Genomic DNA, 24961 nt, shown 5'->3' on the forward strand with positions numbered 1-24961 from the left:
TCACGCAGGCCTCACTGGCTTGTCATTGGCCTTACAAGGCGCGATGAGCCATCTGGAGACGGCGGTTTCCGTGGAGGATGTGGCGAGCGCGATGTTGGATGGCTTCTGGACGGCGTCTCTGAGGAAGGTCGCTCTGGCCCTGGCCCTGCTTGTGCCGGGACTGGCCACGGCGGCCGAGACGAGCCCTGTCTCGACCCCGCGCGTCACGGCGGCGCTGCTTTCCAGTCGCGATGCGGTGCAGCCCGGCGAGCGTTTCCAGGTGGCGCTGGTCCAGAAGATCGCGCCGAAATGGCATACCTATTGGCAAAACCCCGGTGATTCCGGCGAGGCCACCCGCCTCGACTGGACGCTGCCCGCAAGGACCTCCGCCGGCGACATCCAGTGGCCGGCACCCAAGGCGATCCGGGTCGAGCCGCTGGTCAATTTCGGCTTCGAGGGCACGGTTCTGCTGCCCGTCGAGATCACGGTCCCAGCCGATGCCAAGCCCGGCGAGACGCTCAGCCTCAAGGCCAACGGCACCTGGCTGGTCTGCGAAAAAATCTGCATTCCCGAGGAGGGCGCGTTTGCGCTCGACCTGCCCATCGCCGCCACCAGCGTGGTTGATGAAGCCGCGCAGGCGCGCATCGACGGCGCGCGTGCAGCGCTTCCGCAACCCGCCGCCTTCAAGGGCAGCCTCAAGGCCGATGGCGAGTCGCTCGCCCTGGTGCTTCCGGGGCTTGGCAGCGGCGCGAGCGATATCCGCTTTTTCCCCTATTCCGACACGCTGATCGAGCACGCCGCGCCCCAACCGGCGACGGCCGACGGCGTCGGCACCACGCTGAGGCTCACGCGCTCCGGAGCGTTCAAGCTGCCGTCCAGCGAGGTCGCTGGCGTGCTGACCTTCAAGGATGCAGGGCTGCCCCGGTCGCTGGCCGTGACGGCCGAGGCCGAGCCTGCGCTGGTGGCGGCGGCGGCTACCGATGCGCCGGCCGCAAGCCCGGCCGTGGTGCGGATCCCGCTGCCGCCGGAAGGCGCCAACCTCACGCTCTGGGCGGCGCTCGCCTTCGCCTTTGCCGGCGGGCTGATCCTCAACCTGATGCCCTGCGTGCTGCCGGTGCTGTTCATCAAGGCGCTCGGCTTCGTCCAGATCGCGCGCGCCAGCCGCGCCGAGGTTCGCGAACAGGGGCTGCTGTTCCTGTGCGGCGTGCTGGCGACCTTCATGGTGCTCGCAAGCGTCGTCATCGGTGCGTCGTTGCTCGGCTCCAGCATCGGCTGGGGATACCAGTTGCAGTCGCCGCCCGTGGTGATCGGGCTCGCGGTGGTTATGACGCTGATCGGCTTCAACCTGCTCGGCGCCTTCGAGGTAGGCACCTCGGCTGGCGGCATTGGCCACGATCTCGCCGGGCGGGGAGGGCGTCTCGGAGCCTTCATGACCGGCGCGCTGGCCGTGGTTGTGGCGACGCCCTGCACCGCGCCCTTCATGGGGGCGGCGATGGGCTTTGCGGTGGCGCAGCCGCCGGTAGTCGGCCTCGCCGTGTTCATGGCGCTGGCGCTCGGCTTCGCCCTGCCGGTGGTGGCGCTCTCCTTCGCGCCGGGGCTACTGCGGCTCTTGCCCAAGCCGGGCCGCTGGATGGTCGTGCTGAAGCAGGCCTTCGCTTTCCCGATGTTTGCGACCGCGATCTGGCTGGTCTGGGTCGCCTCGGTGCAGACCGGTCCCGATGGCGTGCTCGTCGCGCTGGCGGCCATCCTCGCCGCGGGCTTCGTGCTCTGGCTGCTGGGTGTCGGGCGGGGTCGCGCGCGACTGGCGACATCAGCCGTCGCGATCCTAGTGACGCTCGGCACAGGCTGGCTCGTGGTTCGCAACGCCGTGCCCAGCGTCGCCAGCGAGGCCCGCGCGGGCGATGTCCAGGCCTGGACGCCGGAGCGCGTCGCGGCGTTGCAGGCGCAGGGCAAGCCGGTCTTCGTCAATTTCACCGCGGCCTGGTGCATCACCTGCCTCGCCAATGAACGCGTCGCGCTCTCGCGGCAGGAGGTCAAGGACACCTTCGCGCAGCTTGGCGTGGCCTATCTCAAGGCCGACTGGACCAACCGCAATGCTGAGATCGCGCAGGCGCTCGCCGAGCAGGGCCGGGCCGGCGTGCCGTTATATCTGTTCTACCCCGCCACCAAGGGCGGGCAGGCCGAGATCCTGCCGCAATTGCTGACGCCGGATATGCTTGTCCAGGCCGCGCAGCGCGCCGCCGGCAAGGCCCTGAAGACCGCCCTCCATCAGACTCGATGACCAGCCAGAAGGAGACGTCCCCGTGAAAGTCCTGCTGACCAGACAAAGCGTCATCGCCGGCCTCGCGCTTGCCGGCCTGTCATTCACCTCCGCCGCAGCTCTGGCCCAGAGTGCCGCCAAGGTCGGTGCGCCGGCACCCGCCTTCCAGGCGGTGGATGTCGACGGCAAGACCCGCAGCCTCAAGGAATTCGCCGGCAAGACGGTGATCCTCGAATGGACAAATCACGACTGTCCCTATGTCCGGAAGCACTACAACTCCGCCACCATGCAGACCCTGCAGAAGGACATGGCGAAGGAAGGCATCGTCTGGCTCTCGGTAATCTCCTCGCCGGTGGGTGAGCAGGGCCATGTCTCGCCCGCGCAGGCAAAGGAATTGTCCGCCAAGCGCGACGCTGCGCCCGCCGGCATCCTGCTCGACCCCAACAGCAAGGTCGCCCGTGCCTATGGCGCACAGACGACGCCGCATATGTACGTCATCGATCCCAAGGGCACGCTCGCCTATATGGGCGCGATCGACGACAAGCCCTCCGCCAGCGCATCCAGCCTCAACGGCGCAAAGAGCTACGTCCGCCAGGCCATCGCGGAGCTGAAGGCGGGCAAGCCGATCTCGGAAGCTGCGACCAAGGCCTATGGCTGCGTGGTGAAATACGCGCCTGTGAGCTGAGGCGATCAGACCGCCGTCATGCTCGGGCTAGACCCGAGCATCTCCTGCCAGAGGCTCTCGGGTCTGCGCTTCGCTCCGCCCGAGAACGACGCCGAAACGCTACACCCGCCCCAGCCGCGCGCCCGTCTCGACGTCGAACACATGCACGCGGTGCGGATCGACGGTGATCCAGATTCGGCCGGCCTGCGCCGCGACCGTGTCCGTCGCCGCCTGCATCACAAAGGGCAGGCCTGCAAGCTGGCCATGGAAGAGCTGCGTCGCGCCGAGCTCCTCGATGAACTCGACGTCGAAGGGCAGCGCCCCGGCCTCGTCTTCGGACGAGAGTTCCACGTCCTCCGGTCGCAGGCCGACCTCGACCGTCGCGCCCGAGGGCAGGTCCTCGCGCAGGTCGTGGGCTTCGAGGATGGCGTCGCCGAGCGCCACGATGCCCGGCCCGTCGATCAGGCCCGGCAGGATGTTCATCGGCGGCGAGCCGATGAAGGTCGCGACGAACTTGCTCGCCGGCTTCTTGTAGACGTCCGCGGGTAGGCCGATCTGCTCGACCCGGCCGCCATTCATCACCACCAGCTTGTCCGACAGCGTCATCGCCTCGACCTGGTCGTGGGTGACGTAGATCGCGGTGACGCCGAGCGAGCGCTGCAGCTTCTTGATCTCGACGCGCATCTGCACGCGCAGCTTGGCATCGAGGTTGGAGAGCGGCTCGTCGAACAGGAAGACCTGCGGCTTGCGGACGATGGCGCGGCCCATGGCGACGCGCTGGCGCTGTCCACCCGAGAGTTGTTTCGGGCGCCGGTCGAGCAGCGCCTCGATGGCGAGGATGCGCGCGGCTTCCTTCACGCGCTTGTCGATCTCGTCCTTGGGCGTGCCGAGGTTGCGCAGCCCATAGGCCATGTTGTCGTAGACGCTCATATGCGGATAGAGCGCGTAATTCTGGAACACCATGGCGATGTCGCGCTCGGCCGGCCCGATCTGGTTGACGACGCGCTCGCCGATCGAGACCTCGCCGGCCGAGATTGTCTCCAGACCCGCCACCATGCGCAGAAGCGTGGACTTGCCGCAGCCCGACGGGCCGACGAGCACGCAGAAGCCGCCATCGGGAATGTCGAAGGACACGCCTTTGACCGCCTCGACGCCGCCGAAATAGACCTTCTTGACGTCCTTGAGCGTAACCTGAGCCATATGCGCGCTACTTCTCGGTTTCGACCAGGCCCTTCACGAAGAGCCTCTGCATCAGGATGACAACCGCGACCGGCGGCAGCATCGCCAGCATGGCGGTGGCCATGGCGAGCTGCCATTCGGTGAGGGCGTCGGAGGTGACGATCATCTTCTTGATGGCGATGACGATGGTCTGCATCGAGTCCTTCGTCGTCACCAGCAGCGGCCAGAGATACTGGTTCCAGCCATAGATGAACTGGATCACGAACAGCGCTGCGATCGTGGTGATCGAGAGCGGGATCACCGTGTCCTTGAAGAAGCGGAACGGCCCGGCGGCATCGATGCGCGAGGCCTCGAGCAACTCGTCGGGGATCGTCATGAAGAACTGCCGGAACAGCAGCGTGCCGGTCGCCGAGGCGATCAGCGGCACGGCCAGGCCCTGATAGGTGTCGAGCATGTTCAGGTCGGAAACGACCTTGAAGGTCGGGAAGATGCGCACCTCGACCGGCAGCATCAGCGTCACGAAGATGATCCAGAACGCGGTCATCCGGAACGGAAAGCGGTAGTAGACCACCGCGTAGGCCGAGAGCACCGAGATGAAGATCTTTCCCAGCGCGATCGCCATCGCCATGATGAATGAGTTCAGCATCATGCCCAGCACCGGCTCGCGCGTGGTGCCCGACGTGCCGATGAACAGCACCCGGTTGTAGTTCTCGAGGAAATACGGGCCCGGCCAGAGTGGCAGCTCACCGTTGATGATCGTCGCGGCGTCCCAGGTCGAGGCGACGAAGGTCAGCCAGACCGGGAAGGCGACGATCAGCACGCCGATCGTCAGGATGATGTAGGCGATCGCATCGCCCAGGCGGCGGTCCTCGACCATCAGCTCCAGACCTCCCTCTTGCGCAGCCAGTTCGCCAGCGTCTCGGCGCAGGCCTCGACGATCGCCTCCCCCTTGCCGGGGCTGGCGCGGCGGGCATCGCCTGAGACGCCCGACTGAGTCTTCTCGCGATAGGACCTGTGCCGCGCGACAGATGAGCGGCCCTTCTTGCGGGCCTCGGGAGCCAGGTGGTCATGGGCATCGGGCAGTCGCGCAGTGCGAACGAGATCCGGAGCCACCGCCATCATCAGCGATGTCTCGACCTCGCAGGCATGCATCATGCGGGTCTGGTCATCGAGACTCGAGGTGATGGCGTCAGCAGCCATGTCGAAATAGGTGCAGGCCATGATGGCGAGATCGGTCTCGCGCGAGAAGTCGGGCAGAAAGGCCTGCAGGGCATTGGTGTTGCCGCCATGGCCGTTGACGATGAGCACGCGGCGGAAGCCGTGACGCTCGATGCTCTTGAGGAAAGACAGCAGCACGGCGCGGTAGGTCGGGATGTCGAAGGTGAAGGTTCCTCCGAACGGCATGTGATGCTCGGCCATGCCGCACCACAGCGTCGGCGCCACCACCACCGACCCGTCACCGACGCGCTCGGCCGCAGCCTTGCAGACGGCGCCGGTCAGGATGGTGTCGACGCCGACAGGCAGATGCGGGCCGTGCTGCTCGACCGAGCCGACGGGCAGCACGACGATCGTGTCGGCCGCGGCCTTCGCGCGCAGCTCTTCGGCAGTGAGTTCGAGCCAGAGTACGGACGTCATCGTCTGAAACCTTGGTGCTGGGCAGTGGTCGCGAAGGAGGGCCGCATCAGTAGCTCACCTTGCGCTCGATAAAGCGGAACTGCACCGCCGTCAGCGCGATGACCATCACCAGCAGAACGACCGACTGGGCCGCCGATCCGCCGAGATTGGAGCCGCCCTTGCCATCCGAGAAGACCTTGTAGACCAGCGTTTCCGTCGCGCCGGAAGGCCCGCCGCCGGTGATGGTGTCGATGATGCCGAAGGTATCGAAGAAGACGTAGACGATGTTGACGACCAGCAGGAAGAAGGTGGTCGGCGAGAGCAGCGGGAAGATGATCGTCCAGAACCGGCGCATCGGCTTGGCGCCGTCGATCACGGCGGCCTCGATCACGCTCTTGGGGATCGATTGCAGCCCGGCGAGGAAGAACAGGAAATTGTAGCTGATCTGCTTCCACGTCGCGGCGAGGATCACCAGCGTCATGGCGTCATTGCCGTTGAGGCGAGGGTTCCAGGCGATGCCGAGCCGGCCAAGACCGCGCGCCAGCATCCCCAGCGACGGGTCGAACATGAAGATCCAGAGCACGCCGGCCACGGCGGGCGCCACCGCATAGGGCCAGATCAGCAACGTCTTGTAGACCTCGGCGCCGCGGAGCTGACGATCCGCCATGACCGCGAAAAGCAGAGCGATTGACAGCGACAGCACGCAGACCACGCTGGAAAAGATCGCGGTGTTCTTCAGCGCCTTGTAGTAGCCGGGGTCGGCGAACAGGGCGGCGTAATTCTCGAACCAGACGAATTCGGTCGAAGTGCCGAACGCATCCTGAAGCAGGAAGCTCTGCCAGACGGCCTGGATCGCCGGCCAGTAGAAGAACACGACCGTGATCGCCAGCTGCGGCAGCAGCAGGAGCAGGGGGATCGTCAGACCGCTGAAATAGGCGTTCTTCTGCATGGTGTCGCTGTCTCGGCATGCCGCCGGGAAGAATTCGACGGCCGGGATATCCTCATCGTCATCCTGGCTGCAGGCCGGGATCCATCATATGGCAGAGACGATGCTCTACGATGGATCCCGGGACGACCTGCGGTCGCCCAGGATGACGCGAAGGTGATGAAAACGCTCAGCGCGAGGCGGTCCGCTCGAACTGGCGCAGCATCTGGTTGCCACGCTCGACGGCGGCGTCCAGCGCAGCCTTAGGAGGCTTCTGGCCGTTCAGCGCGGCCTCGATTTCCTCAGACCAGATGTCGCGGATCTGGACCAGGCTGCCGAAGCGCAGGCCGCGCGAATTCTCCGTCGGCTCCTTGTTGTTGAGCTCGAGGATCGGGGTCTCGAGATAGGGCTTGTCCTTGTAGAAGCCCGACGCCTTGACCTTCTCGTAAGCGGCCTTGGTGATCGGCAGGTAGCCGGATTCCGTGTGCAGCTTCACCTGGCGGTCGACGTTGGACAGGAAGGTGAAGAACTTGGCCACGCCCTTGTATTCCTCGGCCTTCTTGCCGCCCATCACCCACAGCGAGGCGCCGCCGATGATCGAGTTCTGCGGCGCGCCCGCGGCCTCGGGATAATACGGCATCGTCGCATTGGCCCAGTCGAACTTGGCGTTCGCCTTGACGTTGCCGAAGAAGCCCGAGGAGGTCAGCATGATCGGGCATTCGCCCGAGGTGAAGCGGCCCTCGCCATTATTGGTCCGGCCGGAATAGTCGTAGGTCTTGTCCTTCTGCAGCTCGACCAGATTGGTCAGGTGCTTGACGAAGAGCGGGCTGTTGAAGTTCAGCACGGCGTCAAAGCCGTCGAGCCCGTTGGCCTTGGTGGCAATCGGGATGTTGTGCCAGGCGCCGAACTGCTCGATGTTCGCCCAGGTCGCCCAGGCATTGGTGAAGCCGCATTTGTCCCAGCCCGCGGCCTTGAGCTTCTTGCCGGCTTCGAACACCTCCGGCCAGGTCTTGGGCGGTGCGTCGGGGTTCAGGCCCGCCTTCTTGAAGGCGTCCTTGTTGTACCACATCACCATCGAGGACGAGTTGAAGGGCATCGAGAGCATGTCGCCCTTGGCCGTGGAATAGTAGCCGGTGATCGCCGGCAGATAGGCCTTGGGGTCGAAGGTTTCGCCGGCTTCCTTCATCAGTTCGAAGACGGGCTTCACGGCGCCCTTGGCCGACATCATCGTGCCGGTGCCGACTTCGAAGACCTGGAGGATGTGCGGGGCGGTGCCGGCGCGGAAGGCGGCGATGCCGGCGTTCAGCGTGTCGGGATAGGAGCCCTTATAGGCCGGAACGACCTTGTACTCTTTCTGCGAGGCGTTGAAATCCTCGGCCAGCTTCACCACGACATCGTTGTTGGCGCCTGTCAGCGCATGCCACCACTGGATCTCGGTCTGCGCTATGGCGGGGGCGGCTGCAGCAAGCGCTAAGGCGGCTACGGACAGCCGGATCGTCGATTTCACGGTCATCTGCTTCTCCCTTCCACCCTGGAAGACAAAGGGGGTGGCTGTTGTCGTTGGTGCGCAAGCTAGCATGAAGCACAGGTGACGCTTCAACGACAAAAGGATGACACATCCCGGGATCGACATCCTCTCCTATGGGTACTTGCGCAATCGGCCGGAAGCGGCTGTTCTCCGCAGCCCAGTTGCTGCTGTCCGATGGATCCCGACGATGACATTCGCCCTGACGCCCCAGAACACCCTGCCATCGGATGCCGGGAGCGCTGCGCTCGTCGGCCGCGTCTGTCTGCCGGATGTCGCGGGCCCCGCTGTGGTCGCGCTGCGTGACGGGCAGCTCGTCGACATCACGGCGACTTTCGCGACGAGCCGCGATCTCTGCGAAGCCGCCGATCCCGCCGCCGCGCTGAAGGCGGCCGGCGGACAGGCGGTAGGCTCGCTGGCCGCCATCCTGGCCAACACGCCCATCGACGGCCGCGATGCGACAAAGCCCTGGCTGCTTTCGCCGCTCGATCTCCAGGCGGTGAAGGCGGCCGGTGTCACCTTCGCGGTCTCCATGCTGGAGCGGGTCATCGAGGAGAAGGCGCGCGGAAATCCTGCAGCTGCTGTTGCGATCCGTGAGGAGATCGGCAAACTCATCGGCGACGATCTTTCCAAGCTCAAGCCCGGCTCGCCCGAGGCGATGCACCTCAAGGACGTCCTGATCAAGCAGGGCGCCTGGAGCCAGTATCTCGAGGTCGGCATCGGGCCGGACGCCGAGATCTTCACCAAGGCGCCGCCGATGTCCTCGGTCGGCACCGGCTTCGACGCCGGCCTGCACCCGTCCTCGACCTGGAACAACCCCGAGCCCGAGATTGTCCTGATCGTTGCTTCCGACGGCCGCATCGTCGGCGCGAGCCTGGGCAACGACGTCAATCTGCGCGATGTCGAGGGTCGCTCCGCCCTGCTGCTCGGCAAGGCCAAGGACAACAACGCCGCTGCTGCGGTCGGCCCCTTTATCCGCCTGTTCGATGCCGGCTTCACGCTCGACCATGTCCGCAACACCACGGTCACGCTGACGGTCGAGGGTGAGGATGGCTTCAAGCTCGAAGGCTCCTCCTCGATCGCAAAGATCAGCCGCGACCCCGCCGATCTCGCGGCGCAGATGATCGGCCCGCATCACCAGTATCCGGACGGGGCGGCGCTCTATCTCGGCACCATGTTCGCGCCGATCAAGGATCGCGACACCGTCGGCGGCGGCTTCACCCACAAATACGGCGACATCGTCACGATCGCTGCGCCCGAGCTCGGCGCGCTGGTCAACCGCATGCGCCGCACCGACGAATGCGAACCCTGGACCTTCGGCGCCTCGCATCTCATGCGCAGCCTCGCCAGGCGCGGCCTGCTCTGACGCTGCGCGGAGCGACGCGATGCGCCTGAGCTATCTCGATTATCACACCTGCGGCGAGCCTGTGCGCATCGTCACTGCGGGCTATCCCGAACTCGCCGGCGCGACGATCCTGGAGAAGCGCCGGGATGCCCGCGACAACCACGATCATCTGCGTCGCGCCATGATGCTGGAGCCGCGCGGGCACGCCGGCATGTACGGCGTCATCCCCGTGGCGGCGTCGCATCCCGAGGCCGCCTTCGGCGTGCTGTTTACGCATAACGAGGGCTATTCGACGATGTGCGGCCACGCGACCATCGCGCTTGGCCGCTATGCCGTCGAGCATGGGCTGGTGCCCGCCGTCGAGCCGGTGACGCGGTTTGCAATCGAGGCGCCGTGCGGGCTCGTGCGCCTGGCCTGCGCGGTCGAGGGCGGCAAGGTCGGGCAGGTCGTCTTCGAAAGCGTGCCGGCTTTCGTCAATGCCCGCGATCTCGTGGTCGCTGTCCCCGGCCTGGGCAGGGTCGTCACAGACATCGCCTATGGCGGCGCCTTCTACTGCATCCTGCCGGCCTCGGCCTTGGGGCTAGATCTGTTCGCGACCCCGGTGTCGGAGATCGTTGCGGCTGCCGGCGCACTCACCGATGCGGTGCGTGCGGGACACGCGATCAGCCATCCGACTGAGCCTGATCTGGGCTTTCTCTACGGTACGATCGTCACCGACGAGGCCGGGCCGCAGGAGACGAGTTTCAATCTCTGTGTCTTCGCCGAGCGGCAGATCGATCGGTCTCCGACCGGTTCGGGCGTCACCGCACGGATGGTGCTCGACCACGCCAAGGGCCTGCTCGAAGCCGCCCAGACCCGGCTGTTTCGCAGCATCACCGGCGGTACCTTTTCGGGGCGCGTCATCGCTCCCGCTGCGTTTCCCGCCGATGACGCAGTGACAGTCGCCGTGGGTGGCACCAGCCATTTTGCCGGCGAGGGCACCTTTACGCTCGAGGCCGATGATCCGCTCGGCCTCGGTTTCTCGCTGCCGACGCGATTTGCCGAGATTGCTCGCGGCTGACGGGCGGTAGGCTGATCCTTCAGCCGTGGTCCGCCGTCTGGCCGGCTTCCCATCCCAGAATGGCGCGCTTGCGCGTCAGTCCCCAGTGATAGCCGGTCAGCGCGCCTGATTTGCCGATGACGCGGTGGCAGGGCACCACGAAGGAGATCGGGTTCTTGCCGACCGCCATGCCTACAGCGCGTGCCGCGCTGGGCTTGCCGATATGGCTGGCGACGTCGCCATAGGTGGTCGCGCAGCCCACGGGAATCCGCAGCAGCGTCTCCCAGACCCGGACCTCGAAATCCGTGCCGATCAGCACGACGCGCAAAGGCGTCTCCGCCGACCACGCGGCTGGGTCGAAGATGCGCGCCGCATAGGGGCGCGTCGAAGCGGGGTCGAAGCGGTAATCGGCATGGGGCCAGCGCCGCATCATGTCGGCGAGCGCCTCCGCCCTCCCGCCCACGACCTTGCCGCCATCGACCAAGGTCGAGACCCAGCCGAGCCCGGCCAAGCCGCGTTCCGTCGTCACGATCAGGGCTTCGCCGAAGGGCGAGGCGTGGAAGCCGTAGGACAGCTTCAGCCCGCCGCCTCCGGCCTTCCATTCGCCGGGCGACATCGCCTCATGGGTGACGAAGAGGTCGTGCAGACGGCCCGGCCCGGAAAGCCCGACCTCGTAGCTCGTGTCGAGGATGCTGGCCGAGGCGCCGAGCAGGCTCTTGGCGTGGTCGAGCGTGATCGCCTGCAGGAAGGCCTTTGGCGTGAGGCCGCACCAGCGCCGGAAGAGATGGTGCACATCTGTCGGCGTTGCGCCGGCTGCCTCCGCGATCGCCTCGATCGTCGGCTGCTCACGCCAGCGCTCGGTGATGAAGGCCAGGATCTTGCGGACCGTATCGTAATCCGATCCCGGCGCTGCAACCGGGAAATCGCCCTCGGCGGGCATGGCTTCCGTGGCGCGGGCCAGCACGGCGTTGGAGAAACGTGTAGGCGTCATCGCGGTTTTCATGGGGTTGTGGACATTCATCGTCGTGACCCTCGTGTCTGTCGTCATGACGCGAAGTTAGGCCCGGCACCATGCCGGCTCCACCCGAAAGCTGGCAAGAGCGCTTGCGCTGACCGGTTCCGGTACGGCAGGACTGCTCAAGCGATCCAAGCCGGCTGCCGACAGATCAGGAGACGCCGATGGCCACCGATGCCGACGCCATCATCGGCCACTACAGTCGCCATGGCAGGGCTTGGGACGCCGCGCGCGGCAAGACCCTGTTCGAGCGGGCCTGGCTCGACCGCTTCCTGCACGCTCTGCCCGCAGGCAAGACGATCCTCGACATCGGCTGCGGCTCGGGCGACCCGATCGCCCGCTATTGTCGCGACGCAGGCTTCGCCGTCACAGGCATCGACAGCTCCGACACACTGATCGAACTCTGTCGCGAGCGTTTTCCGGACGGAGACTGGCAGGTCGCGGACATGCGCAGTCTAGCGCTGGGGCGGCGCTTTTCGGGCCTCATCGCCTGGGATTCGTTCTTCCATCTGGACCACGACGACCAACGCGCCATGTTTGCGGTCTTCCGCGCGCATGCCGCACCGGGCGCCGCGCTGATGTTCACCAGCGGTCCCTCGCATGGCGAGGCTATCGGGGAGTTCGCGGGCGAGCGGCTCTATCACGCCAGCCTCGATCCGGCCGAGTACAGGTCGCTGCTCGCTGCCTCGGGCTTCGATGTCGCGGCCCATCGCGTAGGGGACCCCGAATGCGGCGGTCGCACGATCTGGCTGGCGCGCTTGCGCTGATCGCGCTGCGGGAGGACTATCTCCGTCACCCGGAGCGGGCACGCTCCGGCGGCATCGCGGCTGACGTCGCAGGCTGTGGCAAGGGGGACCGACATGCCTGCAGAATCTCCGACGAGCGATGGCGTCGAGCCCTTTCCCCGCGACTTCCGGCTGCGGGACATCGACACCAACGGCACTACGATCCATGTCCGCACTGGCGGCGCCGGCCCTGCCGTGGTGCTGCTCCATGGCTATGGCGAGACCGGCGACATGTGGGGAGCATTGGCGACCGATCTGGCGCTCGACCACACCGTCATCGTGCCCGACCTGCGCGGCATGGGGCTGTCCGCAAAGCCCGCGGGCGGCTTCGACAAGAAGACGCAAGGCCAGGACGTTGCAGGGGTGCTCGATGCGTTGGGCATCGGCAAGGTCGCGCTCGTCGCCCACGATATCGGCAACATGGTCGGCTATGCCTTCGCCGCGCAGTACCGCGACCGTGTCACCGCATTCGCCCTGATCGATGCGCCTCTGCCCGGTGTCGGCCCCTGGGATGAGATCCTCAAGAACCCGCTGCTCTGGCATTTCCGCTTTGGCGGGCCCGATATGGAGCGCCTCGTCGAAGGCCGCGAACGGATCTATCTCGACCGCTTCTGGAACGAGTTTTCGGCCACGCCAAGCCGCTTCAGCGAAGCTTCGCGCACCCATTATGCGGCGCTCTATGCGCGGCCCGGCGCGATGCATGCGGGCTTCGCACAATTTGCCGCCTTCGATCAGGACGCCATCGACAACCGCGCCTTCCTTGCCGACGGCAAGCTCGCCATGCCGGTGCTGGCGCTGGGCGGCGAAAAATCCTTCGGGCTGACGATGGCGGAGGTGATGAAATACGCCGCCAGCGACGTGCGCGGCGACGTGGTGCCCGATTCCGGCCACTGGATCATGGAGGAGAACCCGGAAGCGACAGTCCGCCTCGTCAGGTCATTCCTCGACGCGACGGCCCGGGCCTAGGCCGGGCCGAAATCGGTGCCGCGCCGCGCACTGGCCAACGCAGAGCCCAGCGCATCGGCGAATCCTTCGCGTTCATGGGGGGAGAGTGCGGAGGCGACTGCGACGCTCTGGCCCCGCGAAACCAGATTGAGCTGTAGCAGCCCGTAATCCTCGTCGTCCCGGCGTTCGAGCCTGGTCCAGGCCGGGTTGGAACGCCAGATCGCCTCTTGGCCTCGGTGCGATACCTTTCGCAGAAGCACCTCGATCGGCGTCACTACGATGCGCTCAAAGGCACGCGCATCCCTGAAGTTGACGTGGAAGGCGATAAAGATCGCCACCAGGTCGAGGCCGAAGAAGCCGGCCACCGGCCAGGCGCCAAGAATGACGAAGGGCAGCGACGACACCACGCTGGCAAGGCAGACCAGCGTCATCACGATACGAAAGCCGTTTTGATCCAGCGAGCGATGCGGCGTGATCGTGGCGTCGAAAACCGGGCGCTCGGCCATGCCGGCGCAGGTGGCGTCACGCTCGGAATCGGACTTGCCGGCGGTCATGGCCTCATTATAACGCCCCGATGACCCCAGAGAACAGGCCCAAACGCCGCGTCCCGTCCGCAGCCGGGATCACGAAGCCGCGCGCCCGCAGCGCCGCCGGCGTCCGCGAAATCTTCGAGCGTTTTCGCGTCGCCAACCCCGAGCCCAAGGGCGAGCTGGACTACATCAACGCCTTCACGCTGCTCGTGGCTGTGCTGCTTTCTGCGCAGGCGACCGATGTCGGCGTCAACAAGGCGACCAAACGCCTGTTCGAACTCGCCGATACGCCGGAAAAGATGCTGGCGCTGGGCGAGGATGCGGTGCGCGAGCACGTCAAGACGATCGGCCTGTTTCGCACCAAGGCGAAGAACGTCATCGCGATGTGCGAGAAGCTGATCGCCGAGTTCGGGAGCGAAGTCCCACAGGATCGCGCGGCGCTGGAGAGCCTGCCGGGCGTCGGCCGCAAGACGGCCAATGTCGTGCTCAACATCGCCTTCGGCGAGATCACCCACGCGGTCGACACGCATGTCTTCCGCGTCTCCAATCGCCTGCGCATCGCGCCCGGGCGCAACGTACTTCAGGTCGAACTCGGGCTGGAAAAGGCAGTGCCGGCCGAATATGGCCGGCACGCGCATCACTGGCTGATCCTGCATGGCCGTTACACCTGCAAGGCGCTGCGGCCCGAATGCGGCCGATGCCTGCAGAACGACCTCTGCGATTCCCCAGACAAGCGGGTGGTCTAGGGGGCGGCGGACGGTTCGGACCGTCATTGCGAGCGTCAGCGAAGCAATCCAGGGACGGCAGAGCGCGGTGGGCCTGGATTGCTTCGTCGCCATGCTCCTCGCAATGACGTTTTGATTTCGCCGTTTGGTCCCACCGTCATGGTCGGGCCTGTCCCGACCATCCACGTCTTGTCTTTGCCAGTGGGGTAAGCCGCGCAAGACGTGGATGCTCGCCGCAAGGGCGAACATCGCGGCAGGGCACGGACTCACTTGGCGTCGAGCAGATCCTTGACCGAGAGCAGGATCAGTTCGTTGTCGTCGGCCTTTCTAGGGTCGCGCGACGAGGAGAACGGCAGGTTGTTGTCGTTGCCCACCACGATCACGCCATTGGCGCGGTCGACGACATCGACGTTCTCGATGGTGAAGAAGGGGAAGGGCAGCACGCCGTCTATGGCGCCCTGCTTCGCCTTCTTGTCGGGGTCGGCGATCTTCAGGAGGTCGATGAAGCCGATCTTGCGAACGGGCTTGCCGACATTGGCGTCCGTCATCTCGATCTTCACGACGCGCTTGAACTTGGCGAGGTCGTGGAAGCAATCGGGGGCTTTCTGGCCGGTGGCGCAGGCCTTGTCGGCGGTGCCCTCGCCGTCGTCGCGCTCTATGATCAGCGCCGTCATGGCGTCGATCATGTTGAAGTCGCCGATGGCGTTGCCCTTGGCCTCGAGCGGATAGAACCACGAGCGGCCGGTCCATTTTTCGGCCTGGACGTCGAATTCGAGCACGCGCAGCACGGTCTTGCCGTCGCCCTCCTCAAAACCCTTGGTCTCGGCATTCCAGAGCGGGCCTTCCAGCAGCGGATAGAGGAAACGCCCGTCGGGCGACTGCGCCATGCCTTCGAAACCCTTCGAACGGCGTGCGTTGAACGCGACCGGGAGCGGGGCCTCGGGCGCGCCTGGCGTGGTGACTGCAAAATGATCGGGCGAGCGCACCGGCTTGCCGTCGACGAGCGTCTCGAACACCGCCTCGACCTTGCCGTTGGCATCGGTGCGGATCAGATAGGGGCCGAATTCCTCGCCGAACCAGAGTTTGTCGCCAATCGGCTGGATCGACTCGGGGTCGAAATCAGCGCCGGTGAGATAGCGCTTCTCGCTGCCCTCATGGACGATCCGGAATGGCACCTTCTTGTCGGGGTCATGCAGGAAAGTGGTTGCGGTGCGCTCGATCTTGCCCGAGGCGAAATCGGCCTTGAGCCTGTGGAAGAACAGCATCGCGTCGGGCGAGTTCGCCTTGGCGCCAAAGCCGTTGTCGGTCAGCACAATGAACTCGTTGTTCCCGAGCGAGCGGATGCCCGAAAATCCCTGCACGGGCTGGCCCGCGAAGGGCGTCGAGAGGCCCGTGGGGCGGCCGCCCGACAGACCCATGACGGTGCCGACCGCCTCGACCCGCTTGCCGGGCGTCGCGAACTTGCCGGAGACCCTGAGGTCGGCGGGGGCGTCGTTCGGGGCGGGGATGATGGTGTTGGCCGGCAGCATGGCCTGGCCGAGGAGCTTTGCCGAAAATTCCTTCTGCGCGTCCTGCGCGCCGGCGAGGATCGTGGAGGACAGCAGCAGGGCTGCAGCGATGGACAGGCGCATGGGACGCTCCGGGTTATGGGCAAGACCCGGAGCGTTTGGCGGTCTTCGGTTTCAGCGCGACGACGGAGCGGTGACGCTGACGTGACATCGACTGGGCAGGCTCAGTATCCCCGCGCGGGATCGACCACGTTCTCCAGCGCCTCCCCGGCCTCCAGACGCCGGATCTGCGCCGCGACTTGGCCGGCGATCGCCGCAGGCTCGGACATGGCGGCATTATGCGGCGTGATCGTCACGGCGGGGTGCTTCCACAGCGCGGATTCCGCCGGCAGCGGCTCGGTCTCGAACACGTCGAGCGTCGCACCCTTGAGCGTGCCGGCTTCGAGCGCGGCCAGGATGTCGGCCTCGACCTGCAAGCCGCCCCGGCCAGCATTGATGACGAAGGGTCCGCCAAGCCGGCCATCCTGCGCCAACCCTGCCAGCAGCGCGCTGTTGATGACTCCCCGCGTCTCGGCTGTCAGTGGCAGCAGGCAGACCAGGATGTCGGTGCGTGCCAGGAACGGCGCCATGCCCTCGTCACCGGCAAAGGTCGCAACACCCTCGACGGTCTTCGAAGAGCGGCTCCAGCCCGCGACTTCGAAGCCCATCACCTGCAGCTTGCGCGCGGCATCGAGTCCGAGTTCGCCAAGCCCCATGATGCCGACACGGACCGAGCGCGCGGCGGGCTGGTTGCGGTCATCCTCCCAGATTCCGGCGAGCTTCTGGCTGTCGTAGCGCGGCTGCTGGCGCAGATAGCGCAGGCAATGCAGCACGATATATTCGCTCATCCGGGTCGTCAGGTCGGCATCCACGATGCGCGCGATCGGCGCCTCCGGCAGGCGCGGGTCGGCGAACAGGAAGTCCACGCCGGCGCCGAGCGAGAAGATCGCGGCGAGGTTGGGCAGTCCAGCTAGACTGCCCTCCGGGTGCTTCCAACTGGCGACATAGTGCACCGAGCGGCGATCGAAGGGCTCGCCGAGGATCACGATCGGCATTTCGGGCAGCAGCGCCACGAAGCGCGCGCGCCAGTCCTCGACGTGCCAGCCGGTCATTGCCAGAAGCAGGCTCATGCGTGCGAACTCTCCGTAATTCTCTCGTTGACCAGCGGTCCGTGGCCTGCCGCAGCTTTGCCGGTGCGATAGGCGGCCCGCAAGCGCGTTTGCGCATGAGCGAAGCCCGTCTCGTCGCGGGCGTGGACGATGCCGAGCGGTCGATCGGCGCCGATCTTGTCGCCGATGCCCGCCAGCGCGACGATGCCGACGGCGGGATCGATCCTGTCCTGCGGACGAGAGCGGCCGCCCCCGAGCGCGACGACGGCAAAGCCGACTGCGCGCGCATCCACGCTTTGCACGACACCGGTCGCTTCCGCGAAAACCGGCTTGACCAGCGGTGCGCTCGCCAGATGCTGGCCTGGCTTTTCCAGCAGGTCGCGAGGGCCGCCCAGCGCTGCGATCATCTGCGCGAAGCGCTCGGCTGCGGCGCCGCTGGCGAAGGCGTCCTCGATTTTTGCGCGGGCCTCGGCGAGCGTCGCTGCGAGCTTGCCCAGCAGCAGCATCTCGGCTGCGAGCGCGACGGTGACCTCGTGGAAGCGCGGCTCGCGCCGGGCGCCGGTGAGATGCTCGATCGCATAGCTGACTTCCAGCGCGTTGCCCGCCGCACTCGCCAGCGGCTCGTCCATGTCGGTCATCAACGCGGTCGTCGGCAGGCCGGCGCCGTTGGCGACGCCGACCAGCGCATCGGCCAGAGCGCGCGCCTGGTCGTAATCGGTGAGAAAGGCGCCGGAGCCGAACTTCACATCCATCGCCAGCCCGTGCAATCCGGCCGCGAGCTTCTTCGACAGGATCGAGGAGGTCAGAAGCGGGATGGTCTCGACCGTCGCCGTGACGTCGCGGATCGCATAGAGCCGCTTGTCGGCGGGTGCGAGATCGGCTGTCTGGCCGATGATGGCGCAGCCCTGCTCGCGCACGACCTTCCGCAGCAGCGCGAGATCGGGCTGCGTGACATAGCCCGGCACGGCGTCGAGCTTGTCGAGCGTGCCACCGGTATGGCCGAGCCCGCGGCCCGAGATCATCGGCACATATCCGCCGCAGGCCGCCACCACCGCCGCGAGCGGCAGGCTGACCGTGTCGCCGACGCCGCCGGTCGAGTGCTTGTCGAGCGCCGGGCCGTGCAGATCGTCCCAGTTGAGAACCGTGCCGGAATCGCGCATCGCCAGTGTCAGCGCGACGCGCTCGCGCGCGCTCATGTCGCGGAAGAAGATCGCCATGGCGAAGGCGGCCGCCTGTCCCTCTGTGACGGTGCCGTCGCTGATCCCGGCCACCATCTGGCGGATGTCGATATCGGGCAACTCGCCGCCATCGCGCTTGGCGGTGATGATTTCCTGGATCAGCTTCATTTCAATAGGGTCCGCTGGCGGGCTCGGCGCTGCGCCCGCCGATCACATCGACAAGCGCCTGATGGAGTCCGCTGGCGCCGAACCGGAAGGTGGTCGGCGCAACCCATCCGGGTCCCATGATCTCGTCGGCCAGCCCGAGATAAATTTCGGCATCGGCAAGCGTCCTGATCCCGCCCGACGGCTTCATGCCGACAGGCCGTGGCGTCGCTCTGATGACCTCGAGCATCGCGCGCACCGCTGCTGGGCTCGCGGAATGGGCGGTCTTGCCGGTCGAGGTCTTGATGAAGTCCGCACCCGCCTCGATCGCGAGTTCCGAGGCCCTGCGCACCGCGTCGAGATCTGGATATTCGCCTGTCTCCAGAATGACCTTGAGCCGCTTGTCGCCGCAGCAGGCCTTGATCGTCTCGACCATCTCGCGCGCGCTTTGTGTCTGTCCCATGAGGACGTTGCGCCAGGGCAGGACGAGGTCGATCTCGTCGGCACCGTCGGCGAGCGCGCTTTCCGTCTGCCGCAGCACCGGCGCAACCGCAGCGTCGCCCTGAGGGAAATTCACCACGGTCGCGATCGCCACCGGACCCGTCCCGAGCATCTCGCGTGCCCGTGCCACGAAGCGCGGCCAGATGCAGATCGCCGCAACCGGCACCGGCCCGCCTGTCGCGCGCGCGCAGAGGTCGCGCAGGCCGGCTTCGCTGGTGTCGTCAGCGAGATCGGTCAGGTCGAGCAGGCTCATCGCCCGCAGCGCGCTCGCGATCGCGGATGTCATGGCAGTTCCGTCAAAAACGCGCGCAGCAAGCGGCGCAGGCTGTCGGCGGCCCGGCCGGCCACGGCCTTCGTTTCGTCATGGCTGGGATCGCCGCCATGCAGCCCGGCGCCCATATTGGTGATGGCGGAGAGCCCCGCGACGCGCAGGCCATAGCGGCGCGCCAGAATAACCTCCGGCACGGTCGACATGCCGACGAGATCGGCGCCGAGCGTGCGGGCCATGCGGATCTCGGCCGGCGTCTCGAAGCTCGGGCCTGAAAACCACATATAGACACCTTCGCTGAGCGCGATCTCGGACGTCTTCGCGGCGGCCTGCAGGCGCTGCCGAAGCCCCGCATCATAGGCGCCGACCATCGGTACGAAGCGGGCGTCGCCATTGTCGCCGATGAGCGGGTTTGGCGCGTTCAGGTTGATGTGGTCGCTGATCACAGCGAGGCTGCCGGGCGGCATGTCGGGCCGCAGCGAGCCGCAGGCATTGGTCAGGATCAGAGGCGGCGCGCCGAGCGCAGTCAGCATCCCGATCGGCACCCGCATCGAACTCGCATCGCCGGTCTCGTAATAATGGGCGCGGCCTTCCAGCACGAGCAGGCGCTTGCCGTGCAGCGTACCGAGGCTCACCTGGCGCGCATGCCCGGAGACGTGGCCATGGGGGAAACCCGGGATCGCCCTGAAGGGCACGCCGACCTTGTGGGCGATGTCCTCGACGATCCCGCCGAGTCCCGTGCCCAGCACCAGCGCGCAATCGATGGGACCCTCGATGCCATGCTGCCGCAGCGCCGCCGCCGCTTCATCGAACCTCGCCTCGACAATCATGCCTGCGTCCTAGCCAAATCGCCCATCACCGGTCGCGCGCCTCGGGGCGAGATCGACGACCGGTGCAAATCACCGGCGCAAATTGTCCGGTCCGAACGAGGCTGGCAACAGCTCGCCCAGCGAAAAGCGGGCCCGGATCCCGTCAGGGCCCGCAATCGTGACGGGTGTATCAGGTTCCGCGAACTCGCGGATGCGCTGCCGGCAGGCGCCGCAGGGCGTGACCAGCGCCTCGCCCTCGCCGAAGACGAGGATGGCCGCAATGCGCTTGCTACCACCCGCAATCATCGCGGAAATTGCGCCCTGCTCGGCGCAGCTGCCGGACGGATAGGCGGCGTTCTCGACATTGCAGCCGGTATGGACAGCGCCGTCTTCAGCGAGAATGGCCGCGCCGACCCTGAAGCGCGAATAGGGCGCATAGGCCAGCTTCTGCACCTGCGCCGCCGCGGCGAACAGTGCCTCGAAATCGGTCCCGGGCATCGCTAGCGTTCCTTGACATAGGGCAGGCCGGATGCCTTTGGCGGCGTCGATTTGCCGATGAAGCCAGCGAGCAGGATCACCGTCATGAGATAGGGCAGGGCCTGAATCGCCTGCACCGGTACCTGCCCGATTCCCGGCAGGGATACACCTTGGAGCCTGATCGCGATGGCGTCGAGGCCGCCGAACATCAGGCAGGCCGCGAGCGCCGGCCATGGCCGCCAATTGGCGAAGATCACGGCCGCGAGCGCGATAAAACCCTTTCCGGCTGTCATGTGCGGCAGGAACCCGGCCGATTGCGAGACGGCGAGATAGGTCCCGCCCAGCCCACAGAGCACGCCGCAGATGATCACGGCGCTGTAGCGCAAGCCCGCGACCGAGATCCCGGCGGTATCGACGGCTGCCGGGTTCTCGCCGACGGCGCGCAGCCGCAGCCCGAAGCGCGTCCGCGTCAGCAGGAGCGCCGTGAGCGGCACCGCCAGCACGGCGAGATAGACCGGCGCGGCGTGGCCGGAGACGACTTCGTCATAGAGCAGTCCGAGCACCGGTATGTGCTCGCGCGCCAGCCGGGCGAGCGGGAACGTCAGGTCATGAAAGCGCGCGCCGCCTTCGAGCGAGGGCGTGCGCCCGCCCTGGCCATACCAGGCATTGCCGAGGATCACGGTCAGCCCGGCCGCCAGCATGTTGATTGCCACGCCGGAGACGATCTGGTTTCCGCGCCAGTTGATGGCGGCGAAGCCGTGGACGAGCGACAGAGCCACGGAGGCGAGGATGCCGGCACCAAGCCCGGCCCAGGCCGAGCCACTCTGCCAGGCGACCACGGCCGAGGCGAAGGCTGCAACCAGCATCTTGCCCTCGAGACCGATATCGACGACGCCCGCGCGTTCCGACCAGAGCCCGGCAAGCGCGGCGCAGAGCAACGGAATCGACAGCCTGACGGCGGAATCGAGCACGACGGCGAAGATCTGGAGGAATTCCATCACGCTGCCGTCGTTCTGGCGCGCCCCAGCCGCAGGCCGCCCGACACCAGACGGCGAAACAACCCGTCGAGCGCGCCGGCAAACAGGATGATCACGCCGCCGATGACCACCACCATGTCTCGGGTGATGGTCGGCTTGTCGAAGGAGAGCTCGGCGCCACCTTGATATAGCACGCCGAACAAGAGCGCCGCGAGCAATACGCCCAGCGGATGGCCGCGCCCCATCAGGGCGACCGCGATCCCGACGAAGCCATAGCCGGCAGTGAAATCGAGCAGCAGCCGGTGCTGCACTCCCATGACCTCGTTGACCGCCAGCCCGCCGGCAAGCGCCCCCGAGATCGCCATGGCCACCATCGTGATGCGCGTTGGCGAGATGCCGGCATAGGCCGCAGCCCGCGGATTGGCGCCGACCGTGCGGATGGCGTAGCCGAGCCGCGACCGGAAGATCAGCGCCCAGACGGCGACCAGCGCGGCGAGCGCCAGGAAGAAAGCCGTGTTCAGCGGCGTCGCCGGCAGCTTCAGTCCGAGCGGCGCGAGGAGCTGGTGCATCGGCGTCAGGATCGCCTGGGGCGGGAAGGTCGACGTTTCCGGCTGCATCGAGCCCGGCTTGCCGATCATCTCGACCAGCAGATAGACGATCAGCGTTGCGGCCAGGAAGTTGAACATGATCGTGGTGATCACGACATGGCTGCCGCGCCGCGCCTGGAGCCATCCCGGGATGAAGCCGTAGACTGCGCCGCCGGCCGCCGCTGCGAGGATCGCCAGCGGCACGAGCAGGACGCCCGGCAGGGCCGCGAACCAGAGGCAGGCGAGCGCGGCGAAGATCCCGGCGATGGTCGCCTGGCCCTCGCCGCCGATGTTGAACAGCCCGGCATGGAAGGCGACCGCCACCGCGAGCCCGGTGAAGATGAAGTTGGTGGCGTAATAGAGCGTAAAACTCATGCCCTCGACGCTGCCGAGCGCGCCGCGCAGCAGGATAGCCGTCGCCTGCAACGGATTTTCGCCGATTCCGAGTACGACGAGGCCCGCAACCAGCAGCGCCGCAGTCACGCTGACCAGAGGCACGAGGCCGGCATCGGCCCAGCGCGGGAGATCGACAGGCGCGGCGCTCATGCCGCCCGCTCGCTCACACCAGCCATCAGCAGGCCGAGATCGCGCTCCTCGGCGGTCTCACCCGAGCGCTCGCCGGTGATGCGCCCCCCGCACATCGCCAGGATCCGGTCCGACAGCGCCATCACCTCCTCGAGTTCGACCGAGACCAGCAGGATCGCGACGCCGGCATCGCGCAAGGCGATCAGGCGGCGATGGATGAACTCGATGGCGCCGATATCGACGCCACGCGTCGGTTGGCCCACGAGCAGCACTTTTGGAGCGCGCTCGATTTCGCGCGCGAGCACGATCTTCTGCTGGTTGCCGCCAGAGAACTTTGCGGTCTTCAAGTCCGGATCGGGCGGGCGCACGTCATAGGCGGCAAAAGCCTGCCGCGCATGCGCCGCGATCCTTGCAGGCGACAGGAGCGGGCCCGAGCCATAGGCCGCGTCGTCCTGATAGCCCAGTATCGCGTTCTCGGCGGCCGGGAACGCGGTGACGAGGCCGGAGCGCTGTCGGTCTTCTGGGATATGCATCAGACCGAGCTGGCGCAGCCGCGCCGGATTGCGATCGAACGTGTTGAGGATCTGCCCGTCCAGCCGGATGATGCCGCGCGAGGGCTGCGTCAACCCGGCCAGAACCTCCAGCAATTCGCTCTGGCCATTGCCCGCGACGCCCGCAATGCCGACGATCTCGCCAGCATGAAGCGTCAGCGAGGTCTGCGAGAGCAGGGCCACGCTGCGCGCATCCGTGACGCTCAGACCCGCAACCTCGAGCACCGGCCGGCCGGGCGCACGCGGCTGCTTGTCGACCCGCAGCAGCACGCGGCGGCCGACCATCGCCTCGGCGAGTTCGGCGGGAGAGGTCCGAGCCGTCTCGACATGGGCGACCATTTCGCCGCGCCGCATCACTGAGACCCTGTCGGTGACATCCATGATCTCGCGCAGCTTGTGCGTGATCAGGATCACGGTCTTGCCCTGCGCCTTCAGGGCGCGCAGCAGGGCAAACAGCTGGTCGGCCTCCGGCGGCGTCAGCACGGCGGTGGGTTCGTCGAGGATCAGGATTTCGGCGCCGCGATAGAGCGCCTTCAGGATTTCGACGCGCTGCTGCAGCCCCACCGAGAGATCGCCGACGATGGCGTCGGGGTCGATGACGAGGCCATAGTCACGCGAAAGCCGCGCCAGTTCCGCCTTGGCCTTGGCAAGGCCGCGCTTAAGCCAGGTTCCGCCTTCCGCCCCGAGCACGATGTTCTCGACGACGCTGAGAGTCTCCACCAGCATGAAGTGCTGATGGACCATGCCGATCCCGGCCGCGATCGCATGGCCGGGCGAGCGGATGGTGCGAGTCGTGCCGCCGACGCGGATCTCGCCGGAATCCGCTTCGTAAAAACCGTAGAGGATAGACATCAGCGTCGATTTGCCGGCGCCGTTCTCGCCGACGATGCCGTGGATCGAGCCGCGCGCCACGCTCAGCGAGACCTCGCGATTGGCCGCGACCTCGCCGAAACGCTTCGAGACGCCCGCCAGTTCGATTGCGGGGGCCGCAGCGCCACTCACAGCGCGATCACCATGCCGTCCTGCGCGCGCTCCTCCGGCAGCGGTCCGGGATGCGCCAGCATGCTCGCTCCCATATGGGTCAGGATGATGCGTGGCGTGTCGAGTTCGCTGCGATGCGCCGCAAGCGAGCGGTAGTCGAGATGGTTCGCCAGCTTCGTCTCATAGGAATAGCACTCGACCAACAGCGCATCGGCGCCAGCCGACAGCGGGATCAGGGCATCCGTCCAGGCGGTGTCGCCGGAAAACGCGAAGACCTTTCCGCCAGCAGCCAGGCGGTATCCCTGGCAGGGGCCGGCGCGCTCGTCATGGACCATCGGAAAGGCCGTGACCTCGATGCCGGCAAGCGTCGCCGGGCTGTCCGGCGTGACCTCGACATAGGATATGGGGAAGCGCCAGGCATTCGTCGCTGAGCCCGGGAAATCAGCGTCGAGCGCATGCAGCGTGCGGTGCTCGATACCGGCCGGTCCGGCGATGACCAACGGCTCGCGGCGGCGCGAGACGAACTGGGCATCGAGCAGGAACGCAGGCAGCGCCCCGAAATGATCGCCATGGAAATGCGTGAACAGCAGCGTCGAAAGCCCGTTGCGGACGATGCCGGCCTTGTTCAGCGCGACCATGCTGGAGGAGCCGCAATCGAGCAGCATGCGCTCGGCCCCGGCCTCGACATGCAGGCAAGCGTTGAAACGCCCGCCGGTGCCGAAGGCATCGCCGGAGCCGAGTATGGTGATCTTCATGGCAGGCAGCGTCGGCTGGCCG

24 protein-coding genes are annotated in these 24961 nt (G+C 66.7%); 7 read left to right on the plus strand and 17 right to left on the minus strand.

Features of this window, described 5'->3' with window-relative positions:
• Positions 1-43: 43 nt before the first annotated feature.
• Both AC1D2L_RS09490 and AC1D2L_RS09495 read left to right on the plus strand, forming a co-directional pair.
• Positions 44-2260: a protein-disulfide reductase DsbD family protein gene (locus tag AC1D2L_RS09490; protein ID WP_476845613.1), complete on the plus strand. Its 2217-nt coding sequence runs from the start codon at positions 44-46 to the stop codon at positions 2258-2260.
• A gap of 22 nt (positions 2261-2282) precedes the next feature.
• Positions 2283-2924: a thioredoxin family protein gene (locus tag AC1D2L_RS09495; protein ID WP_476845614.1), complete on the plus strand. Its 642-nt coding sequence runs from the start codon at positions 2283-2285 to the stop codon at positions 2922-2924.
• A 99-nt stretch (positions 2925-3023) separates the two neighbouring features.
• On the opposite strand, the gene AC1D2L_RS09500 is transcribed toward AC1D2L_RS09495, so the two are convergent.
• From AC1D2L_RS09500 to ugpB, 5 genes are all read right to left on the minus strand, one after another.
• The gene (locus tag AC1D2L_RS09500) at positions 3024-4103 is read right to left on the minus strand and encodes a sn-glycerol-3-phosphate import ATP-binding protein UgpC (RefSeq protein WP_476845615.1); all 1080 of its coding nucleotides are present in this window, start codon (positions 4101-4103) and stop codon (positions 3024-3026) included.
• 7 nt (positions 4104-4110) lie between these two features.
• The gene (ugpE, locus tag AC1D2L_RS09505; RefSeq protein WP_476845616.1) at positions 4111-4959 is read right to left on the minus strand and encodes a sn-glycerol-3-phosphate ABC transporter permease UgpE; all 849 of its coding nucleotides are present in this window, start codon (positions 4957-4959) and stop codon (positions 4111-4113) included.
• The gene (locus AC1D2L_RS09510) at positions 4959-5717 is read right to left on the minus strand and encodes a creatininase family protein (RefSeq protein ID WP_476845617.1); all 759 of its coding nucleotides are present in this window, start codon (positions 5715-5717) and stop codon (positions 4959-4961) included. The genes ugpE and AC1D2L_RS09510 overlap by 1 nt, the downstream gene beginning before the upstream one ends.
• Before the next feature lie 46 nt (positions 5718-5763).
• Entirely contained in the window at positions 5764-6645 is an 882-nt protein-coding gene (gene ugpA / locus AC1D2L_RS09515) for a sn-glycerol-3-phosphate ABC transporter permease UgpA (protein ID WP_476845618.1), read from the minus strand.
• Positions 6646-6811: 166 nt separating this feature from the next.
• Positions 6812-8134 carry a sn-glycerol-3-phosphate ABC transporter substrate-binding protein UgpB gene (gene ugpB / locus AC1D2L_RS09520; protein WP_476845619.1) on the minus strand — a complete coding sequence of 441 codons (1323 nt, stop codon included), beginning with the start codon at positions 8132-8134 and terminating at the stop codon, positions 6812-6814.
• Positions 8135-8336: 202 nt separating this feature from the next.
• Here ugpB and AC1D2L_RS09525 point away from each other — a divergent pair, with 202 nt between their 5' ends.
• Together AC1D2L_RS09525 and AC1D2L_RS09530 are read left to right on the plus strand one after the other, a co-directional pair.
• Positions 8337-9512 (plus strand): fumarylacetoacetate hydrolase family protein, encoded by a 1176-nt coding sequence (locus tag AC1D2L_RS09525; protein ID WP_476845620.1) that lies wholly within the window; start codon positions 8337-8339, stop codon positions 9510-9512.
• A 19-nt stretch (positions 9513-9531) separates the two neighbouring features.
• Positions 9532-10551: a proline racemase family protein gene (locus tag AC1D2L_RS09530; RefSeq protein ID WP_476845621.1), complete on the plus strand. Its 1020-nt coding sequence runs from the start codon at positions 9532-9534 to the stop codon at positions 10549-10551.
• A 19-nt stretch (positions 10552-10570) separates the two neighbouring features.
• Here the strand turns inward: AC1D2L_RS09530 and AC1D2L_RS09535 are convergent, their stop codons facing one another.
• Positions 10571-11470, minus strand: coding sequence for a methylated-DNA--[protein]-cysteine S-methyltransferase (locus tag AC1D2L_RS09535; protein WP_476845846.1), 900 nt, complete (start codon positions 11468-11470; stop codon positions 10571-10573).
• A gap of 239 nt (positions 11471-11709) precedes the next feature.
• Here AC1D2L_RS09535 and AC1D2L_RS09540 point away from each other — a divergent pair, with 239 nt between their 5' ends.
• Positions 11710-12312 (plus strand): class I SAM-dependent methyltransferase, encoded by a 603-nt coding sequence (locus tag AC1D2L_RS09540; RefSeq protein ID WP_476845622.1) that lies wholly within the window; start codon positions 11710-11712, stop codon positions 12310-12312.
• A gap of 93 nt (positions 12313-12405) precedes the next feature.
• Positions 12406-13296 carry an alpha/beta fold hydrolase gene (locus AC1D2L_RS09545; RefSeq protein WP_476845623.1) on the plus strand — a complete coding sequence of 297 codons (891 nt, stop codon included), beginning with the start codon at positions 12406-12408 and terminating at the stop codon, positions 13294-13296.
• Here the strand turns inward: AC1D2L_RS09545 and AC1D2L_RS09550 are convergent.
• The gene (locus AC1D2L_RS09550) at positions 13293-13781 is read right to left on the minus strand and encodes a DUF2244 domain-containing protein (protein WP_476845624.1); all 489 of its coding nucleotides are present in this window, start codon (positions 13779-13781) and stop codon (positions 13293-13295) included. The two genes, AC1D2L_RS09545 and AC1D2L_RS09550, sit on opposite strands and share 4 nt — an antisense overlap.
• Before the next feature lie 68 nt (positions 13782-13849).
• On the opposite strand from AC1D2L_RS09550, the gene nth reads away from it, so the two are divergent.
• Positions 13850-14551 carry an endonuclease III gene (gene nth, locus AC1D2L_RS09555; RefSeq protein WP_476845625.1) on the plus strand — a complete coding sequence of 234 codons (702 nt, stop codon included), beginning with the start codon at positions 13850-13852 and terminating at the stop codon, positions 14549-14551.
• A 245-nt stretch (positions 14552-14796) separates the two neighbouring features.
• On the opposite strand, the gene AC1D2L_RS09560 is transcribed toward nth, so the two are convergent.
• From AC1D2L_RS09560 to AC1D2L_RS09605, 10 genes are all read right to left on the minus strand, one after another.
• A complete protein-coding gene (locus tag AC1D2L_RS09560) occupies positions 14797-16161 on the minus strand; it encodes an esterase-like activity of phytase family protein (protein ID WP_476845626.1) in 1365 nt (454 codons plus the stop codon).
• Between the two features lie 101 nt (positions 16162-16262).
• The gene (locus AC1D2L_RS09565; protein WP_476845627.1) at positions 16263-17207 is read right to left on the minus strand and encodes a 2-hydroxyacid dehydrogenase; all 945 of its coding nucleotides are present in this window, start codon (positions 17205-17207) and stop codon (positions 16263-16265) included.
• Positions 17204-18532 carry a thymidine phosphorylase gene (gene deoA / locus AC1D2L_RS09570; RefSeq protein WP_476845628.1) on the minus strand — a complete coding sequence of 443 codons (1329 nt, stop codon included), beginning with the start codon at positions 18530-18532 and terminating at the stop codon, positions 17204-17206. Before deoA ends, AC1D2L_RS09565 begins: the two co-directional genes overlap by 4 nt.
• A gap of 1 nt (position 18533) precedes the next feature.
• Complete coding sequence (gene deoC / locus AC1D2L_RS09575) at positions 18534-19295, minus strand: deoxyribose-phosphate aldolase (protein ID WP_476845629.1); 762 nt, start codon at positions 19293-19295, stop codon at positions 18534-18536.
• Positions 19292-20107 carry a purine-nucleoside phosphorylase gene (locus AC1D2L_RS09580; protein WP_476845630.1) on the minus strand — a complete coding sequence of 272 codons (816 nt, stop codon included), beginning with the start codon at positions 20105-20107 and terminating at the stop codon, positions 19292-19294. Before AC1D2L_RS09580 ends, deoC begins: the two co-directional genes overlap by 4 nt.
• Before the next feature lie 69 nt (positions 20108-20176).
• Positions 20177-20584, minus strand: a complete 408-nt coding sequence (locus tag AC1D2L_RS09585) for a cytidine deaminase (protein ID WP_476845631.1) — start codon at positions 20582-20584, stop codon at positions 20177-20179.
• 2 nt (positions 20585-20586) lie between these two features.
• Positions 20587-21561, minus strand: coding sequence for an ABC transporter permease (locus AC1D2L_RS09590; RefSeq protein WP_476845632.1), 975 nt, complete (start codon positions 21559-21561; stop codon positions 20587-20589).
• On the minus strand, positions 21561-22673 hold the full coding sequence (locus AC1D2L_RS09595) for an ABC transporter permease (RefSeq protein WP_476845633.1): 1113 nt from the start codon (positions 22671-22673) through the stop codon (positions 21561-21563). The genes AC1D2L_RS09590 and AC1D2L_RS09595 overlap by 1 nt, the downstream gene beginning before the upstream one ends.
• Positions 22670-24205 carry an ABC transporter ATP-binding protein gene (locus tag AC1D2L_RS09600; protein WP_476845634.1) on the minus strand — a complete coding sequence of 512 codons (1536 nt, stop codon included), beginning with the start codon at positions 24203-24205 and terminating at the stop codon, positions 22670-22672. The genes AC1D2L_RS09595 and AC1D2L_RS09600 overlap by 4 nt, the downstream gene beginning before the upstream one ends.
• Positions 24202-24939, minus strand: a complete 738-nt coding sequence (locus AC1D2L_RS09605; RefSeq protein WP_476845635.1) for an MBL fold metallo-hydrolase — start codon at positions 24937-24939, stop codon at positions 24202-24204. The genes AC1D2L_RS09600 and AC1D2L_RS09605 overlap by 4 nt, the downstream gene beginning before the upstream one ends.
• Positions 24940-24961 lie beyond the last annotated feature (22 nt).

It is taken from the genome of Allobosea sp. P1_B10, from assembly GCF_056406735.1.

Coding starts and splice junctions, on each gene's coding strand:
- AC1D2L_RS09530 (WP_476845621.1), top strand. CDS start 9,532: ATGCGCCTGAGCTATCTCGATTATCACACCTGCGGCGAGCCTGTGCGC.
- AC1D2L_RS09565 (WP_476845627.1), bottom strand. CDS start 17,207: ATGAGCCTGCTTCTGGCAATGACCGGCTGGCACGTCGAGGACTGGCGC.
- AC1D2L_RS09500 (WP_476845615.1), bottom strand. CDS start 4,103: ATGGCTCAGGTTACGCTCAAGGACGTCAAGAAGGTCTATTTCGGCGGC.
- AC1D2L_RS09550 (WP_476845624.1), bottom strand. CDS start 13,781: ATGGCCGAGCGCCCGGTTTTCGACGCCACGATCACGCCGCATCGCTCG.
- AC1D2L_RS09535 (WP_476845846.1), bottom strand. CDS start 11,470: ATGCCCGCCGAGGGCGATTTCCCGGTTGCAGCGCCGGGATCGGATTAC.
- deoA (WP_476845628.1), bottom strand. CDS start 18,532: ATGAAGCTGATCCAGGAAATCATCACCGCCAAGCGCGATGGCGGCGAG.
- AC1D2L_RS09605 (WP_476845635.1), bottom strand. CDS start 24,939: ATGAAGATCACCATACTCGGCTCCGGCGATGCCTTCGGCACCGGCGGG.
- AC1D2L_RS09595 (WP_476845633.1), bottom strand. CDS start 22,673: ATGAGCGCCGCGCCTGTCGATCTCCCGCGCTGGGCCGATGCCGGCCTC.
- AC1D2L_RS09560 (WP_476845626.1), bottom strand. CDS start 16,161: ATGCGCCTGTCCATCGCTGCAGCCCTGCTGCTGTCCTCCACGATCCTC.
- deoC (WP_476845629.1), bottom strand. CDS start 19,295: ATGACATCCGCGATCGCGAGCGCGCTGCGGGCGATGAGCCTGCTCGAC.
- AC1D2L_RS09540 (WP_476845622.1), top strand. CDS start 11,710: ATGGCCACCGATGCCGACGCCATCATCGGCCACTACAGTCGCCATGGC.
- ugpA (WP_476845618.1), bottom strand. CDS start 6,645: ATGCAGAAGAACGCCTATTTCAGCGGTCTGACGATCCCCCTGCTCCTG.
- AC1D2L_RS09585 (WP_476845631.1), bottom strand. CDS start 20,584: ATGCCCGGGACCGATTTCGAGGCACTGTTCGCCGCGGCGGCGCAGGTG.
- AC1D2L_RS09580 (WP_476845630.1), bottom strand. CDS start 20,107: ATGATTGTCGAGGCGAGGTTCGATGAAGCGGCGGCGGCGCTGCGGCAG.
- AC1D2L_RS09590 (WP_476845632.1), bottom strand. CDS start 21,561: ATGGAATTCCTCCAGATCTTCGCCGTCGTGCTCGATTCCGCCGTCAGG.
- nth (WP_476845625.1), top strand. CDS start 13,850: ATGACCCCAGAGAACAGGCCCAAACGCCGCGTCCCGTCCGCAGCCGGG.
- AC1D2L_RS09510 (WP_476845617.1), bottom strand. CDS start 5,717: ATGACGTCCGTACTCTGGCTCGAACTCACTGCCGAAGAGCTGCGCGCG.
- AC1D2L_RS09490 (WP_476845613.1), top strand. CDS start 44: ATGAGCCATCTGGAGACGGCGGTTTCCGTGGAGGATGTGGCGAGCGCG.
- ugpB (WP_476845619.1), bottom strand. CDS start 8,134: ATGACCGTGAAATCGACGATCCGGCTGTCCGTAGCCGCCTTAGCGCTT.
- AC1D2L_RS09545 (WP_476845623.1), top strand. CDS start 12,406: ATGCCTGCAGAATCTCCGACGAGCGATGGCGTCGAGCCCTTTCCCCGC.
- ugpE (WP_476845616.1), bottom strand. CDS start 4,959: ATGGTCGAGGACCGCCGCCTGGGCGATGCGATCGCCTACATCATCCTG.
- AC1D2L_RS09525 (WP_476845620.1), top strand. CDS start 8,337: ATGACATTCGCCCTGACGCCCCAGAACACCCTGCCATCGGATGCCGGG.